The organism is Bombilactobacillus mellifer (assembly GCF_000970795.1).
Lineage (GTDB): Bacteria > Bacillota > Bacilli > Lactobacillales > Lactobacillaceae > Bombilactobacillus > Bombilactobacillus mellifer.
In genome coordinates, this window is sequence record NZ_KQ034028.1 from 1,096,137 (window position 1) to 1,113,203 (window position 17,067).

Below are 17,067 nucleotides of genomic sequence, written 5' to 3' on the forward strand. Positions count from 1 at the left end.
GTTATTCCCCCATTCGATAACTTAAAAACTTAGTAACTGCTTGCACTCCAGCTGAAATAGCGGCTTCATCGGGATTAAAGGTGGCCGAGTGTAATGAACCCGTTGGACCTACTCCCAACCAAAACATAGTTCCCGGAAATTGAGCTAATAAAAAGCCAAAATCTTCACCAGTCATTGCTGGTCTTGTAGTCTGATATTTAATAGTTGATTCTTTTTGCATATAAGTTATGAATTGCTGTGTTAATTCTAAATTATTTTCTACCGGCCAATAACCTCCTTGATCAAACTGCAGCTCTACTCGAGCTTCAAAACTTTGAGCAATGCCTTGGCCCAGAGCTTGTAGCCGCTGTTTAATATGTTCCAACATTTTTTGCGTCAAGCCCCGAATTGTTCCTTCTAGATGAGCCTGTCCTGCAATGACATTGCGAATAGTTCCGGCTTCAAATTTGCCAAAAGTAATCACGCCGCCCTCAATAGGATCAACATTACGCGCTACTACTGTTTGCACTTGATTAATAAATTCAGCCGCTGCCACCACCATATCATTAGCGCGCTGAGGATAAGCAGCATGCCCTCCTTGACCATAAAAATCAGCGTCAATTTCAATCGAACCCGCAAATAAAGTCCCTAATCGACACCCAATCACGCCGGCATCTAAATCCGGAGTGTCATGTAAAGCGTAAAATTCATCTGGACAAAAATCCCCTGTAAACAATTGGGACTCGTAGGCAATTTTCGCCCCACATTCGCTTTCTTCAGCCGGTTGGAAGAAGAAAAGCAAATTATCCCGGGGCTGGTTGGCGGCAAAATAATCCAAAATTCCTAAAGCAACTGTCATATGAATATCATGACCACAGGCATGCATAATGCCGGCATGTTGTGAACTAAAAGCTAATTGAGTTTGTTCAGTAACCGGCAAACCGTCCATATCCGCCCGAAAGCCAATAGTTCGCTGCGGCGCAGACCCTTGAACCCGAACCAGTAACCCTGTAGGCAACTCTGGAATTGTTCGGAACTGTAAATTTGTTTGCGGCATTGCTTGAATAATCTGCTTCAAATAATCACTAGTCTGTTGTTCTTGCAAGGCTAACTCTGGAATTTGATGTAGATGTCGCCGAATTTGAATTAATTCATTTTCCGATAACATATCTTTTACAACTTTCTCAAATCTTTTTCTAAACCTGTTTTAGATGTAGTTTTTTGATCTACGGATTTTACAACTCGAGCCGGAATTCCGGCCACTACAGTATGAGCAGCAACATCTTGAGTGACTACTGCACCAGCAGCTACCACCGCTCCGGAACCAATTTGCACTCCTTCTAAAACCACGGCATTGGCCCCAATTAAAACATGATCGCCAATTCGAACAGGCTGTGCGGAAGCTGGCTCAATAACACCTGCAATAACAGCATTGGCCCCAACATGGGTGTCCGCACCGACAATGGCACGTCCGCCGAGAACCGCTCCCATATCAATCATCGACCGGGCACCAATTTGGGCGCCAATATTGATAATGGCTCCCATCATAATCACCGCTTGTTCACCTATTGTCACTTGATCGCGAATAATGGCTCCCGGTTCAATGCGTGCATTAATTTCTTTGAGATCCAATAGTGGCACCGCGGAATTACGAGCTTCATTTAAGATATGATAATCCGTAATTTGAGAGGCGTACTTTTTTAATACGGGGGCTATCACTTGCCAATCACCAAAAACTACACCATTGGTGGCATCTAAAAAAGTTTGGACTCCTGTGGGCCACTGAATATCGGTTAAGCTTCCCCTTAGAAAAACTTGTACCGGGGTTTTTTTAGGAGCCTGACCAATATAGTTAATAATTTCTTGAGCATCTTGCAGTACCATTTATTTTCCTCATTTCTTAGTTGAGATTGTAAGATTGATCTAAATGTGTCAAATCAGCGAAACTTTCCCGGCGGACCACTTCTTGAGCCCGGCCCTGCTCAGCAAAGACTACGGCCGGACGGGGAACTCGATTATAGTTGGAAGCCATTGAATAACCATAAGCTCCAGTATCCAACATAGCCAAAACATCACCGGGCTTTGTAGCGGGCAAGTCCAATTGAGAAATTAGAATATCTCCCGATTCACAATAGCGCCCACTTAAACGAACTTTTTCTTGAATGGGTGCTTGCGGTGCCCGGGCCAATACAGCTTCATATTGAGCCTGATAGAGTGCCGGACGTAAATTATCACCCATACCGCCATCAACACTCACGTAGGGCAAATAACCCGGAATATCCTTGCGTGCGCCGATTGTATATAAATTATAACCCGCCGGACCGACTAAGGCGCGGCCAGGTTCAATCCAAATAGTCGGCATCGGCAAATCACTTGTATTCAAAGTGTCCCGCAAAGTCTGCACCAGTGTTTGAACAAATTGCCGAGGGGCAATAACTTGATCGCTTTTTGTATACTGAATTCCAAAACCACCACCAAAATTTAAAATATCAGCTCGATAGTGTAACTCCTGCTCCCAAGTTTTCATCACAGCACCTAATTTTTGGGCTAAAAGTTTAAAACCTTGAGTTTCTAATATTTGAGAGCCGATATGGGCATGGATACCAACTAATTTAAGGGACTGGGTTTGCAAAACCGCTTCAGCAGCACGAGTCGCCTGACCGCTGGACCAATCAAAACCAAACTTGCTATCTTCTTGTCCTGTTTGGTCATATTCATGCGTATGTGCGGTAATACCTGGATTAATCCGTAACATAACTGCCGTAGGTTGGGGGTATTTGGATGCAAGTTTTTGGAGTAACTGCAACTCGTAAAAATTATCGACAATAATAACTCCTACATGCTGCTGCAAAGCCATTTCCAATTCCGCCATGGATTTATTATTGCCATGAAAACTCACCCACTTCATCGGAAAATGAGCTTGCATGGCAGTATATAATTCACCTCCCGACACCACATCAACATGGACCTGTTCTTGTGCCAATACTTGATAAATTGCAGTAATTGCCAAAGCTTTACTGGCATAACTGATAACATAATTAACATGTTGCTCCGCAAAAGCTTGCTGGAATTGATGTATTTGTTCTCGAATGGCATCCACATCATAGACCACTAAAGGCGTTTGATAAGTATCTGCCAATTGCAGAGCATCAACTCCGCCAATCGTTAAATGATGTTGAGAATTTGTTTTAATTCGCGTTGTAGCAACCTGCATCTAATAACCTCCAAAAAAAAATTCTTTTGTTTAGCCATCTAAACAAAAGAATTCACCCAAAGTATATAGCATTATCTTTGATAATCATTTTGTCGATAGCGCTCCGCAAAATAAATTGCGACAGTCCGTAATTTCTTGAACTACGTCCCAGCGTAAACCACTTCTGCGTCATGGCCGCTTCGGCGACTGCCCCTTTCACTAGTTTCTTAGTTTTGCAGAAACTCCACTAGTTACTCATGTTAGTCGCGACCTCTTCGATTTATAGAAATCCTATAATTAATTAAATCTAATGTCAAGAAAAATTAATTTTTTTTAAGGCCTAATTATTTGTAGATCAATTTTTACGACCACTTTTAGTGACGAGTATCTGCTTGCAGAAAAAAAATAACCTGTTAAAATTCAGTTTGAATTATCACCAAATGATGATTTTTTAATTTTGACAAAGAAAGCTGATTAGTATGAAAGTCGTAAAATTTGGTGGCAGTTCCTTAGCCACCGGAGCTCAAATGGCCAAAGTCCTTAACATTATCGTCGCTGATCCCCAACGGCAAATCATTGTCACTTCAGCACCGGGTAAACGTTTTACTTCCGACATCAAAGTCACCGATTTATTAATCAAATATGCCCAACAGGTGCTTCAACATCAAGATTATTCTTCTACCCAACAACAAATTTGGGCACGCTATCAAGAGATTGCTGATTATTTTCATCTGACCGCTACTCAATTACGGCCACTTAAAACTTGTTTATGGGATTTACCTCAAAAAGATTATCCCAATGATGATTATTTAATGGCCGCTTTTAAAGCTCATGGGGAATGTTTAAATGCTCAATTGCTAGCGATTATTTTACAAAAAAAAGTTCCCACACGTTACGTCGATCCCAAAACTGCCGGCATTCAAGTGTCGAATGACCCACAAGACGCCCACATTTTGCAAAGTAGTTATCAACAAATTGCCAAAATCAATATCGGCCACGACCGGATTGTGGTCCCAGGTTTTTACGGCCTTACGTCAGATCAGCAAATTGCAACTTTTTCACGAGGTGGTTCTGATATTACCGGCGCTATTTTAGCTTATGGACTACAAGCCGATTTGTATGAGAACTTTACCGATGTTAATGCTGTTTATGCTGCCGATCCTCGGCTAGTTGATCATCCGCAAGCAATTCAAACTATGACCTATCGCGAACTACGGGAACTATCATATGCTGGTTTTTCAGTTTTCCACGATGAAGCGTTATTACCAGCTATTGAAGGTCAAGTACCGATCAAAATAAAAAATACCAATCATCCTGATTTGCCGGGCACTTTGATTGTTCCGCAAAAATATTTTCAACCTCAAAAACCAATTACCGGGGTCGCCAGTTCCTCACATTTTGCAGCTTTATATCTCCATCGTTATCTGCTGAATAAAGAAGTTGGTTTTACTCTTAAATTATTAAAAATATTTTATGAATTTAATATTTCTTATGAGCATATGCCTTCAGGAATTGATGATTTAACTGTTATTTTTGACAAACGCCAATTTACCCCTACCAAACAACAACAACTGTTAGAACGTGTTAAAATGGTGATCCAGCCGGACGAACTAGAATGGATTGATGATTATGCGATTATCATGGTGGTAGGTGAGGGAATTCGTTTATTCCCCGATTTTTTACAAAAAATTTTTGATCCTTTAGCCCGTCAAAGCATCCGGGTACATATGATTAATCAGGGAGCTTCCCAAATTTCTATTATGCTAGGAACCAAGCAGTCTGACGCGGCCTTAGCAGTCCAACAAATTTACCAGAGTTTTTTCCCAAACCAAAACGGAGATGAATGAAATGACTACACTTTTTAAAGTTCAAGGATCCAATAATAAATTTTTTCTCCTCGATCAAACCCAACTCTCGCAGCCTTTAGCCACTACTGAACTGCAAAAATTAGCCCAAAATATTTGTCACCCGCAAACGGGTCTCCTCCATGGTGCTGATGGATTATTAGTCATTCAAGATCCGAGCTGTCCGGGTCCCATAGGTCAAATGCGAATCTTTAATGCTGATGGCTCTCAAGCTTCAATGTGTGGCAACGGCTTGCGCACAGTGGCTCGTTACTTGGGTGCTAAACATCACTTAAAACAGTTTCAAGTGGAAACCTTAACGGCCAATTTACAAGTCAGTCAGCAGCCTGATTGGGCCCCCGAAGTCCCCGCTTTTAGTGTGGAAATTTCACCCGTTAGCTTTAACTTACAAGATCTCCCCTGTACTAATCTAGGAGAGCAACCGATTGTTAATCAACCTTTACCAGAATTAGATCCCCAATTAAAATTTACTGCCTTAGCAGTGCCGAACCCACATTTGATTAGTTTCGTGACTAGCACCGATTTACAAGGCTCTGGCTTAGAAAAATTAGGTCATCGGCTAAATCAATCCAATCCATATTTTCCAGATGGTGTCAATGTCAGCTGGGCTCAAATTTTAGGACCGCACAAGTTATTTGTACGCACCTTTGAGCGTGGGGTGGGTTTAACCAATGCTTGCGGTACCGGAATGTCGGCCACTTGTTTAGCCTTTTTATTAAGCCAATCTGCAACTGCTGCTTGGGACGAATTAATAACCGTCTATAATCCAGGCGGTCAAGTTCAAGTCCGCGTCCATCAATCTTCTCCTCAGCACTATTGGATGGAATTAATTGGCAATGCTTCGATAATGGATCGTATAGAATTACCGGAATCTGATTTACATCGAGCAAACGATTGGACCCATGCAATTATTCACGAGAGTTCAGAGACCGCGGCTTATGAAAAATTTGTCCAGGAACATCAACCTAAAATTAATTAAAAAGTTTTCAAAAAATAATTTTTACAATAAAAAAGCGCCTTGCTTTTTCAGCAAAGGTGCTTTTTTTTCTATGATTTACCAACCAATCTCCGCTGCATTTTCCGGTAAACTTAATTTATCGGCCGCTAAATCTTGACAAGCTTGATCGATAATTTGCAGTGCTTGATTTAATTGATCTTCCGTCATAACTAGTGGCGGTTGGAAACGTAAAATATTGCCACGCAGGCTAATCATGATTGCTCCCAATTCATAAATTCGATAAATTAATTTGGTCGTTGCTTGCGGATCAGGTTGCTGCGTTTGCGGATCAACAATATCAATGCCGCCATTTAAACCATACATCCGGACATCACCAATAAAGGCATACTTTTGTTGCAATTTCTGAAAACCGGCTTGAGCCTTCAATCCGAGACTGCGGGATTTCTCCACCAAGTTTTCATTTTCAATCACATCAATAGTTGCATTCGCAGCAGCCGTGGTGATTGGATTCCCGGAAGTGGTAAACAAATTGCCAGGAGCATCCAAGGCAGCCATCACTTCTTCGCGGCCTAATACAGCACTTAAAGGCAACCCGGAAGCCAAAGATTTGCCAATGCTCATCAAATCGGGTTCAATTTGGAAATGATCAATCGACCACCATTTCCCAGTACGGCCTAATCCTTGATTAATTTCATCTACTGCTAATAAAATACCATGCTGTTGAGCAAATTGATGAATCTTATCCAAATAGGCCTGGGGTGCTTTCACAATACCCCCATCACCTTGAATAGGTTCAATAACAATCGCCGCTACTTCTTCTGCCGGCAAATAAGTATCAAAAGGCTGTTTAAAAGCGGCAAACATGCGCTCGACAAAAGCGGTCTCGCTTTCTTGAGGTAACCGATCATGACTATCCGGATACGGCACTTTGACAATTCCGGGTAATAAAGGTGCCATTTTGCGACTCATGTTTAAGCTCACAGAAGACAAGGACATTGAACCATAAGTAGACCCATGATAAGCTCCGGTAAAGCAAACAATATACTGACGGCCAGTATAAGCACGTGCTAACTTAATCACCGCATCATTCGCGTCCGACCCGGAGTTCCCCCATAATAACCGTACCGGGCCACTGATGGGAGCTAGATGCGTCAAACGTCCTGCTAATTGTGTTTCCGGCTCGTTCGCAAAATAAGCTGGCGTGTACTGTATTAAACGTGCGGCTTGTTCTTGAATAGCTTGTACCACGTGTGGATGACAATGTCCCGTATTAGTTGCCGAAGCACTGGAAAGTAAATCTAAATATTGCCGTCCATTCATATCTGTTATCGTGGCTCCAGAACCACTTTGAACGACTAAATCAAAATACTTAATGCGTGAAGTTGGTGCTAGTGCAGCTTGTTCTGTCTGTAACGCTTCTTGATTTTTATCCATAAATATTCATCTCAATCCTTTTTATTATCATTTAAATAAGAATGCTGCATCCCATAAGCAAAGTAGATAATCAGCCCAAATACAAACCAGCCTGCAGCGTAAATCTTGGCATCATTACTTAAACCGCCAAATACGATTAAGGCTCCTAAAAACGCTAAAGCGGGCATCACTGGGTAAAACGGCATTTTAAAATCGGGGTCTTTAATATCTTGGCCTTCACGTTTTCTTAAGCCATAAATGCCTATCGAAACAAACATAAAAGCTATTAAAGTTCCCGCAGAAATTAATTGATTTAAAAAGGCAAATGGAAATAAAGATCCGATAATTACCGCTACTATGGTAATAGCTAATAAAGCATGATTAGGTAATTTGTTTTGATTTAACTGTCCTAACCATTGCGGTAATAAACCATCACGACCAAATGAATAAATCAAACGTGATCCGGCCATCATCATTCCGATCAAGGCGGTGAACATTCCGATACAAGCAATAGCTTGGATCACTGCCGCGATCACGCCATGGCCACTTTGGCGTAAAGCCCAACCCACTGGTTCGGCATTATTTGCGTAAACCGGATAATGAAACATTCCTACGAGTACGGCTGCCACAGCTACGAATAAAACAACCGCAATTGCTAAAGAGCCCAAAATGCCCCGAGGCATGGTTTTACTGGGATCTTTGGCTTCAGCAGAATTAGCTGCAATCGAGTCAAAACCAATGTAAGATAAAAAAATCATTGAAACACCGGCATAAATTCCCTGCCAGCCACCAAATGCACTACCATCCGGATTTAAATGATACTTAGGGATGAATGGTACATAATTACGTGGGTGAATTGCTGTTAAACCAACAACAATAAAGAGCAAAACTGCCAAAACTTTAGCTACAACTAAAATATTTTCTACTCGCGCAGCTTCACTAACTCCCCGTGAAAGTAAAAAAGCCACCATCAAAATCACTACCAGAGAGACTAAATCAATCACACCGCCATTGGTCCCCAAAGGATTAGCTAATGATTTCGGTAAAACTAATCCCAAAGGTTCGATTAAGCCCCGAAAGTTCGCAGATAACCCTGACCCGACAAAAGCGACAGCGATGAAGTATTCCGCGAGCAAAGCCCAACCGGCAATCCAACCAAAAAATTCTCCAAAAATGACATTAATCCAGGAATAAGCAGAACCTGCAAACGGCATCGCAGAAGCCATTTCCGCATAGGCGAATGCGACCAATCCTGCCACAACAGCGGCTCCCAAAAACGACAAGACGACGGCCGGCCCAGCATGTTGTGCTGCCACCGTCCCCGGCAATGTAAAAATAGCCGTGGACACAATCGTCCCTACTCCCAAAGCAATAAAATCACGCACCCTTAATGTACGTTCCAAGTGTCCATCTTTAATTTCATAAACACTAGGATCTTCTTTGCGAAGCATTCGTTCTGTAAAACTCGCCATTGAAAAACCCTCTCATTCACTATATATTTAACAGTGAAACTGGTGTATCCATTTCACTATTAGAAATTGGTTAGTATTTTCCAATACTTTTTCATAAAAGTCAACTGATTCCCGTTTTTTTCTTCTACCTCTGCCCAAAAAAAAGTCATTAAGTAGAAGCTGAGTTTGAATAAGCATAACTAAACAATCAGCGGCTTCCCTAGATAAAAAATTCAGTTTATTGCAAGGGTTCATGCGACAAAAAAGCCTTTCAATCATTCTTCACCACAAGTTCTATCGCTGAAATGGAATTCCCAAATTATGTTTTTTTCAATCAGTTTGTTTAAATTAAATCGACAAAAGTTGATCAACAACAAATCAACTGTATTCAAGCATTATCAGGGAAAACTATTTTTTAGCTTTTGGCTGCTTGGATTCAGTTATCTTGCTGTCAACTATCAGAGTTAGGCTTCTGCAATTTTGTGGAATTATTTACGTTTGTCAATTTGAATATTGAGAACTGGCTACGGACTTTGAAGGCTATCTCGCACTGAAGGTTGAACTACTTGTCATTTCCTTGTTGTCCTTCTATTATTGAAAAGTAAACGTTCAAAAATCTCACTTAAAAGTTTACAATGAAATTATTAAAGATAAGGACTAAAAGCAATTATGACCGTGAAAGTAAGTATTATTGTACCTTGTTACAATGAAGAAGAAACTGTAGAACTGTTTTATCAAGCGATTTACTCGATATTTCAAAAATTACCTCAGTATCACCCCTCTATTTTATTTATTAACGATGGTTCTACAGATCAAACATTAACTAAACTGCGCCAATTAAATCAAAAAACCCAAGTCGAATCACATTATATTTCTTTTTCACGGCAATTTGGTAAAGAAGCTGGTATCTATGCTGGTTTACAGAATGCCGATGGTGAATTAGTCACAATTATGGATGCCGATTTGCAAGATCCACCTGAAATGCTGGTGCAAATGCTACATTTGTTAGAAACGACAGACTATGATTGTATTGGCACTATGCGCTCTGATCGCAGTGGTGAACCACCGATACGTTCTTTTTTTTCCAATTTATTTTATAAAATAATTAATAAAATTTCACAAACCCAAATTGTCCCAGGGGCCCGTGATTTTCGCCTGATGCGCCGCAATATGGTGGACGCTATTTTAGAAATGAGTGAATATAACCGATTTTCAAAGGGTATTTTTGCTTGGGTGGGCTTTAAGACCAAGTATTTACCTTACCAAAATGTAGAGCGGGTTGCAGGGCAAACGAGCTGGAATTTTTGGAGTTTATTCAAGTATTCGATGGATGGTATTACCGATTTTTCTACAGTGCCCTTAATTATCGCCGTTTGGTTAGGGTTGTTTGTGATGATGGTCGCTTTTATTGGGCTCTTATTTATCGTTATTCGATCGTTAATGTATGGCAATCCTACTCGCGGCTGGGCTTCAACTATTTCAATAGTTTTATTTTTAGGTGGCTTACAATTGTTTTTCTTGGGAATTATTGGTAACTATATTGGTAAAATTTTTCTGGAAGTTAAACACCGCCCTTTATATATTATTCGTGAAAAAAAATGATTAATTATAAAAAAAGACAGGAAATATTAGTCCCTGTCTTTTTTACTGTCCTAAAATGGTTTGCCCTCTTACGAACAAAAACACAACCGCTACAGTTAAAACATATTCTTGTGTTTTGGAAGTGAGAAAAGATTATAGCCGTTGGTTCAGTTCTTGACCTAATTTTTCAAATCCAGGCTTGCCTAACAAAGCAAACATATTCTTCTTGTAAGCTTCAACTCCCGGTTGATTAAAGGGATTGACACCATTTAAGTAACCGGAAACGCCAATGGCAATTTCAAAGAAATAAATTGTATAACCCAAAGTATAAGCGTCTTGTTGCGGCAAATGTAAACTCATTACGGGAACTCCGCCATCAGTATGTGCTAAAACTACGCCTTCATAAGCCCGTTTATTAACATAATCCATGGTTTTTCCTTCCAGATACTGCAAACCATCTAGATTGTCGGCTTCTTGCGGAATTTCTACATCATGCCGCGGTTGATCGATCATTAAAACAGTTTCCATTAACATCCGCCGGCCTTCTTGAATGTATTGTCCCAACGAATGTAAATCCGTGGAAAAATTAGCCGACGCCGGGAAAATTCCCTTTTGATCTTTACCTTCTGACTCGCCAGCTAATTGTTTCCACCATTCACCAAAATACTGCAAATTGGGCTCGTAATTCTCTAATAATTCAATGGTATAACCCTTGCGATATAAAATGTTACGCAAAGCTGCATAGCGATAAGCATCATTTTGCTGTACATCAGCTTGAGCATAAGCACTTCGCGCATCGGCAGCGCCTTGCATTAATTGATCCACATCAATACCTGCGACTGCGATTGGTAACAAACCGACAGCGGATAAAACTGAAAAGCGCCCGCCAATATCATCCGGCACAACAAATTCTTCGTATCCTTCAGCATCAGCTTCACTTTTAAGCGCGCCTTTAGCTCGATCGGTTGTGGCATAGATCCGTTTTTTAGCTGCTTCGGCACCATATTTTTCTACTAACTTGGCCTTCAAAACGCGGAAGGCAATCGACGGTTCAGTGGTAGTACCCGATTTAGAAATAATATTAATACTAAAGTCCCGCTCCCCAATCACTGCTAGCAAATCTGCGAGGTAGTTTGGACTAATGGAATTGCCGCAAAAGTAAACTTCCGGAACTTGCCGTTCATTGTGAATGTTATAAAAACTGCTACTCAAGAAATCAATGGCAGCACGTGCTCCTAAATAAGAACCACCAATGCCAATGCAAACAAACACTGCCGAATCTTGTTGAATTTTGGCAGCAGCTTGTTTAATGCGTGCAAATTCAGCCTGATCGTAATTCACAGGTAAATCTACAAAGCCTAAAAAATCATGTCCAGCACCAGTTTTTTGGCGTAATTCTTGATCAGCAGCCTGGACCATGGGTTGAATTTCAGCCAATTCATGATCATTCACAAAAGCTGTTAACTTTGATGAATCAAATTTGATATGTGCCATAATTGCCTCCTAAAAATATACATTACCCAATGATTCTAAACCAAAAAATTTAAAAATGATAGTCTCTAATCCGCATAATGAAGCGTAAAATTACATACCCGATCATTGCTCCCAAAGTATTGAAGATTACATCGTCAATATCCGTAACCCCTGTAATGAGAAAAAATTGTAAAGTTTCAATCACAAGAGACAATAAGAGCCCACTAATAAAAGTCTGCGAAAAGTGCACCTGCTTTTTTTGAACTAGCGGAAACAAGATTCCCCAGGGAATGAACCACACTAAATTACCTATAGAATTATAAAAGAAATCTAAAAGTGACCGGCCATGCAATAATTTCACAGTTTCGATCAAAGGATTAAAATTAATCACACTGAGTGGACGTTGCCAATGAATTTGAAAATCCCAGGGAAAATAACCTTCCCGAAAAACGGTCAAAGTGAATAATAATAATAAGTAAATCACAAAAAGGCCCAAAGTAAGTTCCCGCTTACCGGAAAAACCAATTTTGCGTAAGCGGCGCCATGTAAACCTTAGGAGTATCCAAATTAAAAAATAAAAAATGGTTTTATCTAAACTTAAAAAAATTAACCGAATTAAAGGAAAATGATTTATTCGTCCGGCCCAAGTTGTATATACTTGCTGGTAAAGAGGATTTAAAAAGATCATAAATTTACTTTTGACTTTTCCCTTCATAATAAAATGGTAGAATTAAGCGTACTGGAGCTTGTAAAATTTGGAGTGAAAGATTGTAAGATGTCAAAACTGAAACGTTTTTTAAGTCAACGCCTAGGCTGGATCACTTTCTTGGTCCTTTTAATCTGGCTCAAGACCGTAATCGCCTATTATTGTGATTTTAATATGGGAGCCGTGGATCCCATGCAGCATATTTTAATGGTGCTCAATCCCCTGGCTTCCAGTTTGTTAATTTTGAGTATTGCACTCTATTTCAAAAAAACAACCTCGATGTATTTGGTGAGTAGCGTACTGTATTTACTAGAAACCATATTGCTTTATAGTAATATCCTCTATTATCGCGAATTTAATGATTTTATCAGCATCAGCACTATTATTGATGTAGGTAAGGTCGCTAAGGGCTTGGGCAGCAGCGCGATTGCGATGACCAGCCCTCATGATGTCATTTATTGGCTGGATCTGATCATCCTAGTGGGTTTATTCGGCTGTAAAAAAATACCCCTAGCTCAAAAACCTTTTAATCGCCTTTGGGCTCTGGGTATTACTAGTTTAGCCATTATGGGCATTGCTGCCAATATTTTTTTGGCAGAACTTAATCGTCCCCAATTACTAGTACGTACCTTTGATCGGACTTATATTGTGAAATATTTAGGTCTGAATTCCTTTCTCGCTTACGATGGTATCAAAACTGCTCAAAGTAATAATCTACGATCCAATGCGCAAGGCACTAATATGGATCCGGTGCTCGACTATGTTCATCAACACTATGCAGCGCCGAATCCCCAATTTTACGGCGTCGCCAAAGGCAAAAATGTAATTATCCTTCATTTAGAAAGTTTTCAACAATTTTTAATTGATAGTAAAGTCAAAGATCAAGAAGTAACTCCTTTTTTAAATAGTTTATATCATGATAGTAATACTTTAGCTTTTGAAAATTTCTTTCATGAAGTTGGCCAAGGCAAGACTAGCGATGCAGAAACAATGCTGGAAACTAGTTTATTTGGTTTACCTGAAGGTTCCTTTTTTACCAATCTAGGCACTAACAATACTTTCCAAGCCGCACCGGCCATTTTAGAACAGCAACAAGGTTATACCAGCGCCGTGTTTCATGGAAATATCGGTTCATTTTGGAGTCGTGATACTGTTTATAAAAACATGGGCTATAATTACTTTTTTGATCAAAAATATTTTCATCAAACTGCTGATAGCAATACGTACTGGGGCAGTAAAGATAAAATATTATTTGCGGAAAGTATTAAATATCTTGAACAACTGCAACAACCGTTCTATACCAAATTTTTAACAGTAACTAATCATAATCCCTATCAACTAGCGGCTAATGATTTAGATGACTTCCCCAAACCCGAGACCAACAATACGATGGTCAACAATTATTTTAGTACGGCGCATTATTTAGATGCCGCCGTGAAAGAATTCTTTGATTATTTGAAAGCCAGTGGCTTGTACAATAATTCTATTGTGATTCTGTATGGTGATCATTTTGGTCTGAATGAAGGTGATGAAAAAGCGTTAGCGCCTTTGCTAGATCGTGATCCTAATACTTGGACCACCTTTGATCATCTCCAATTACAGCGCGTTCCCTTTATGATTCATATGCCTAATTTAAAAGGCGGCATTCAAAAACAATATGGCGGCGAAATTGACGTCTTACCTACCATCATGCATTTATTGGGCATAAACACTAAAAACTATATTTATCTAGGAACAGATTTACTCTCACCTCAGCATGACCCTAATGTTATTTTTCGGAATCGAAATTTTATAACTCCCAAATATTCTGTTCTGAATAGTAATAATCATTTAACTATTTATCAAAACAGTACTGGCGAAGTGTTAACTAATCCTAAACCGCAAGTCCAAAAGCAGTTAACTCAAGTGGCACAGCAAAAGAATCAGGAATTAGAATTATCCGATCTGGTCAACAAAACTAATTTATTACGTTTTTATACACCACCTCATTTTACTCCCGTCAATCCTAAAAATTATAATTACCAAAACCAATTCCAGCAGTTATTACAAATCCGGGATGAATTAGGTGGTAAATCTACTAGTCTATATTCACGCAACAACAATAAAACTACAACTAATCTTTATAAAACCACTGCCCCGGAACTGCAGGATAATGCAGACTTTATCTACGAGGTCCCAGCAGCTACAGCCGGAAATAAAAAATAAAAATAAAAACTACTAATCTTATGACTGACGATTAGTAGTTTTTTTAGTTAAGACAGCTTCATCAAAAAAGGTCAAAGTAAAAGTTGTTCCTTCATGGAGTTTACTTTCGACGGTAATTTGATCATGATGCTGTTCCATGAGCTGATGCACAATCGCCAAACCTAATCCCGATTCACCATACTTCGTACTTTTGCGGGAAGGATCAGCTTTATAATAGCGTTCCCAGATATTTTGGACTTGTTCAGCCGTCATTCCTATGCCATTATCTTTAATAGCAATTATGGTGGCTGTCTGTTGAGCATTACGCTCTCCCGTAATGGTAATTTGTCCCTGATTAGTAAATTGAATGGCATTTTGGGTGATATTGACAATAATTTGAATAAACCGATCATAATCGGCATAAATAGGCAATTCTTCAGGAGCCTTTAAAGACAGCTGATCGCCTGCATCCTGTGCTTTTTGTTGTAATTGCGTCACAACATCAGTTAAAGGCTTATAAGCATTAAAATTGCGCTGATACAAACTGATTTGATTGGTCCGAATTTTTTCGTAATCTAAATTATCATTCACTAGCCGAATTAACCGCTTCGTCTCATTACGCATCAATTCAATACTATGTTGACGTGACTTTTCCGGAATGGCGTCATAGGCCAAACCCTCTAATAGGCCATTAATCGTAGTCAACGGTGTTCGCATCTCATGTGACGCATTAGCCATAAATTCTTTACGCCGTTGCTCTTGACGTTCAATTTCGACTTGTGAGGCTTGCAAGGATTGCGTCATTTCGTTAAAATCTGCCGCTAAATCGTCCAACTCATCATTGCCTTCCTGATGAATTTGCACGGCAAAATTACCATTAGCTACTTGCCGTGTGGCTTGCTGTAGCCGTTCAATACGCCGAACTTGCCAATTAGCCAAAAACCAACTCATAATAATAGCGATCACTGTGGATACGAAAAAGGCCAACAGTAAATTACGCCGCATAGTATTCATATTTGTCCGGATCGTAGAAACCTCCGAACCAACATATAAAACAGCCACTAAATTATTATTATCATCAAACCAAGGCTTAATAATATAGGTCATGGGGTGCTTTTTAAACAAATGAAATTGCTGATCTTCGCCACTATTACGTTCACGGATCACATTTCCCGCTTTTAAAGAGCGCCACAGCTTTTTTTCTAATAAAGGCTTATGATTATTAGAACGTTGTGGTACGGGATAAGATTCCTGCCCTTGATTATCAAACATCATAAAGGTGACTTTTTGATCAGCCAGAACTTGTTGTAAATCGTTAAAAGTCCCAAAGGTAATATTATTCATTTGCCCCGTTTGAGGATTACTTTTTAAGGCCATCTTTTGTAAGTTGTCAGAATAACCTTCCAATTGTTCCCAGGTTTGTTGATACGCCATATTTTCGGAATAACGGTAGATGGCCACGGAAATAACACTTAAACAAGTAACAACCACCACCAAAAAGGCCATCATATATTGATAAATAAGTTTCATGAGACTTGAACATCAGAATCATCGAACTTGTAACCCACACCCCAAACAGTTTGGATTACTTGTGGTCCTACTTTTTCTACTTTTTGACGCAATTTCTTAATATGGGCATCGACAGTGCGTTCATCACCAAAATAATCGTACCCCCAGACATGTTGCAAAAGCTGTTCCCGCGAAAAAACCTGTTTTGGTTTGGCGGCTAATGTTTTCAATAAATCAAATTCTTTAGGCGTCAAATCCGGAATGGCTCGATCTAATAAAAAGGCTTCACGAGTACTACTACTTAATTTAAATGTACTCGTTTGAACGTCAAATTCTTTATTTTGCGTTCCCGCTGAGGTATCCTTTTGACCGAGATTTTTTTCATGACGATATAAGGCTTTAATTCGTGCAATTAAAGTAATGGGACTGAAGGGTTTGGTCACATATTCATCGGCATATTCTAAGCCCAAAACTTGATCGCTTTCCGAATCACGAGCGGTCAACATAATAATAGGAACCGTTGGCGATGCCGTTCGAATTTCTTTAGCTACTTCCATCCCATCTTTGCCCGGTAAATTTAAATCTAAAGTAATCACATTCCAGGAAGCAGGATCTTGTTGAAACAATTCAATCGCTTCGTTGCCATCATAGGCAAAAGTTACCTCCCAGTTTTCTTTTTCAAAAAACATTGACATCATTTCAGAAACTGATTTATTGTCTTCAATCATTAATAATTTCATCTTTATTCCCCATTA

13 protein-coding genes and 1 riboswitch are annotated in these 17,067 nt (G+C 39.7%); of the genes, 4 read left to right on the forward strand and 9 right to left on the reverse strand.

Annotation, left to right across the window (positions count from 1 at the left end; translation table 11 throughout):
• Position 1 precedes the first annotated feature (1 nt).
• Genes JG30_RS05285 through lysA form a run of 3 tightly spaced genes read right to left on the reverse strand, consistent with a single transcriptional unit; the run spans position 2 to position 3,193 of the window.
• The gene (locus JG30_RS05285) at positions 2-1,147 is read right to left on the reverse strand and encodes an N-acetyldiaminopimelate deacetylase (RefSeq protein WP_046316792.1); all 1,146 of its coding nucleotides are present in this window, start codon (positions 1,145-1,147) and stop codon (positions 2-4) included.
• Positions 1,148-1,152: 5 nt separating this feature from the next.
• Positions 1,153-1,863 carry a 2,3,4,5-tetrahydropyridine-2,6-dicarboxylate N-acetyltransferase gene (gene dapD, locus JG30_RS05290; protein WP_046316794.1) on the reverse strand — a complete coding sequence of 237 codons (711 nt, stop codon included), beginning with the start codon at positions 1,861-1,863 and terminating at the stop codon, positions 1,153-1,155.
• Positions 1,864-1,879: 16 nt separating this feature from the next.
• Positions 1,880-3,193 (reverse strand): diaminopimelate decarboxylase, encoded by a 1,314-nt coding sequence (gene lysA, locus JG30_RS05295; protein ID WP_046316796.1) that lies wholly within the window; start codon positions 3,191-3,193, stop codon positions 1,880-1,882.
• Between the two features lie 87 nt (positions 3,194-3,280).
• Positions 3,281-3,456: riboswitch (Lysine riboswitch) on the reverse strand.
• Between the two features lie 195 nt (positions 3,457-3,651).
• On the opposite strand from lysA, the gene JG30_RS05300 reads away from it, so the two are divergent.
• Both JG30_RS05300 and dapF read left to right on the forward strand, forming a co-directional pair.
• Positions 3,652-5,019, forward strand: coding sequence for an aspartate kinase (locus JG30_RS05300; protein ID WP_046316798.1), 1,368 nt, complete (start codon positions 3,652-3,654; stop codon positions 5,017-5,019).
• A gap of 1 nt (position 5,020) precedes the next feature.
• Entirely contained in the window at positions 5,021-6,016 is a 996-nt protein-coding gene (gene dapF, locus JG30_RS05305) for a diaminopimelate epimerase (RefSeq protein WP_046316800.1), read from the forward strand.
• Between the two features lie 75 nt (positions 6,017-6,091).
• Here the strand turns inward: dapF and JG30_RS05310 are convergent, their stop codons facing one another.
• Together JG30_RS05310 and JG30_RS05315 are read right to left on the reverse strand one after the other, a co-directional pair.
• On the reverse strand, positions 6,092-7,429 hold the full coding sequence (locus JG30_RS05310) for an aspartate aminotransferase family protein (RefSeq protein WP_046316801.1): 1,338 nt from the start codon (positions 7,427-7,429) through the stop codon (positions 6,092-6,094).
• An 11-nt stretch (positions 7,430-7,440) separates the two neighbouring features.
• Entirely contained in the window at positions 7,441-8,880 is a 1,440-nt protein-coding gene (locus JG30_RS05315; RefSeq protein ID WP_046316802.1) for an APC family permease, read from the reverse strand.
• Positions 8,881-9,528: 648 nt separating this feature from the next.
• Between JG30_RS05315 and JG30_RS05320 the strand changes: the two genes are divergently transcribed.
• Entirely contained in the window at positions 9,529-10,461 is a 933-nt protein-coding gene (locus JG30_RS05320; protein ID WP_046316803.1) for a glycosyltransferase family 2 protein, read from the forward strand.
• Between the two features lie 132 nt (positions 10,462-10,593).
• Here JG30_RS05320 and JG30_RS05325 read toward each other — a convergent pair whose 3' ends face one another.
• Together JG30_RS05325 and JG30_RS05330 are read right to left on the reverse strand one after the other, a co-directional pair.
• Entirely contained in the window at positions 10,594-11,934 is a 1,341-nt protein-coding gene (locus JG30_RS05325; protein WP_046316804.1) for a glucose-6-phosphate isomerase, read from the reverse strand.
• 49 nt (positions 11,935-11,983) lie between these two features.
• Positions 11,984-12,601 carry a VanZ family protein gene (locus JG30_RS05330; protein WP_046316805.1) on the reverse strand — a complete coding sequence of 206 codons (618 nt, stop codon included), beginning with the start codon at positions 12,599-12,601 and terminating at the stop codon, positions 11,984-11,986.
• Between the two features lie 87 nt (positions 12,602-12,688).
• Here JG30_RS05330 and JG30_RS05335 point away from each other — a divergent pair, with 87 nt between their 5' ends.
• Positions 12,689-14,824: an LTA synthase family protein gene (locus tag JG30_RS05335; RefSeq protein ID WP_046316806.1), complete on the forward strand. Its 2,136-nt coding sequence runs from the start codon at positions 12,689-12,691 to the stop codon at positions 14,822-14,824.
• 18 nt (positions 14,825-14,842) lie between these two features.
• Here the strand turns inward: JG30_RS05335 and JG30_RS05340 are convergent, their stop codons facing one another.
• Together JG30_RS05340 and JG30_RS05345 are read right to left on the reverse strand one after the other, a co-directional pair.
• Positions 14,843-16,333, reverse strand: a complete 1,491-nt coding sequence (locus tag JG30_RS05340; protein ID WP_046316807.1) for a sensor histidine kinase — start codon at positions 16,331-16,333, stop codon at positions 14,843-14,845.
• Positions 16,330-17,052, reverse strand: a complete 723-nt coding sequence (locus JG30_RS05345; protein ID WP_046316808.1) for a response regulator transcription factor — start codon at positions 17,050-17,052, stop codon at positions 16,330-16,332. The genes JG30_RS05340 and JG30_RS05345 overlap by 4 nt, the downstream gene beginning before the upstream one ends.
• Positions 17,053-17,067 lie beyond the last annotated feature (15 nt).

What these genes read in the sequence shown, in the direction of transcription:
- JG30_RS05315 (WP_046316802.1), bottom strand. Translation starts at nt 8,880, where the DNA reads ATGGCGAGTTTTACAGAACGAATGCTTCGCAAAGAAGATCCTAGTGTT.
- JG30_RS05300 (WP_046316798.1), top strand. Translation starts at nt 3,652, where the DNA reads ATGAAAGTCGTAAAATTTGGTGGCAGTTCCTTAGCCACCGGAGCTCAA.
- JG30_RS05310 (WP_046316801.1), bottom strand. Translation starts at nt 7,429, where the DNA reads ATGGATAAAAATCAAGAAGCGTTACAGACAGAACAAGCTGCACTAGCA.
- JG30_RS05320 (WP_046316803.1), top strand. Translation starts at nt 9,529, where the DNA reads ATGACCGTGAAAGTAAGTATTATTGTACCTTGTTACAATGAAGAAGAA.
- dapD (WP_046316794.1), bottom strand. Translation starts at nt 1,863, where the DNA reads ATGGTACTGCAAGATGCTCAAGAAATTATTAACTATATTGGTCAGGCT.
- dapF (WP_046316800.1), top strand. Translation starts at nt 5,021, where the DNA reads ATGACTACACTTTTTAAAGTTCAAGGATCCAATAATAAATTTTTTCTC.
- JG30_RS05330 (WP_046316805.1), bottom strand. Translation starts at nt 12,601, where the DNA reads ATGATCTTTTTAAATCCTCTTTACCAGCAAGTATATACAACTTGGGCC.
- JG30_RS05325 (WP_046316804.1), bottom strand. Translation starts at nt 11,934, where the DNA reads ATGGCACATATCAAATTTGATTCATCAAAGTTAACAGCTTTTGTGAAT.
- JG30_RS05345 (WP_046316808.1), bottom strand. Translation starts at nt 17,052, where the DNA reads ATGAAATTATTAATGATTGAAGACAATAAATCAGTTTCTGAAATGATG.
- lysA (WP_046316796.1), bottom strand. Translation starts at nt 3,193, where the DNA reads ATGCAGGTTGCTACAACGCGAATTAAAACAAATTCTCAACATCATTTA.
- JG30_RS05335 (WP_046316806.1), top strand. Translation starts at nt 12,689, where the DNA reads ATGTCAAAACTGAAACGTTTTTTAAGTCAACGCCTAGGCTGGATCACT.
- JG30_RS05285 (WP_046316792.1), bottom strand. Translation starts at nt 1,147, where the DNA reads ATGTTATCGGAAAATGAATTAATTCAAATTCGGCGACATCTACATCAA.
- JG30_RS05340 (WP_046316807.1), bottom strand. Translation starts at nt 16,333, where the DNA reads ATGAAACTTATTTATCAATATATGATGGCCTTTTTGGTGGTGGTTGTT.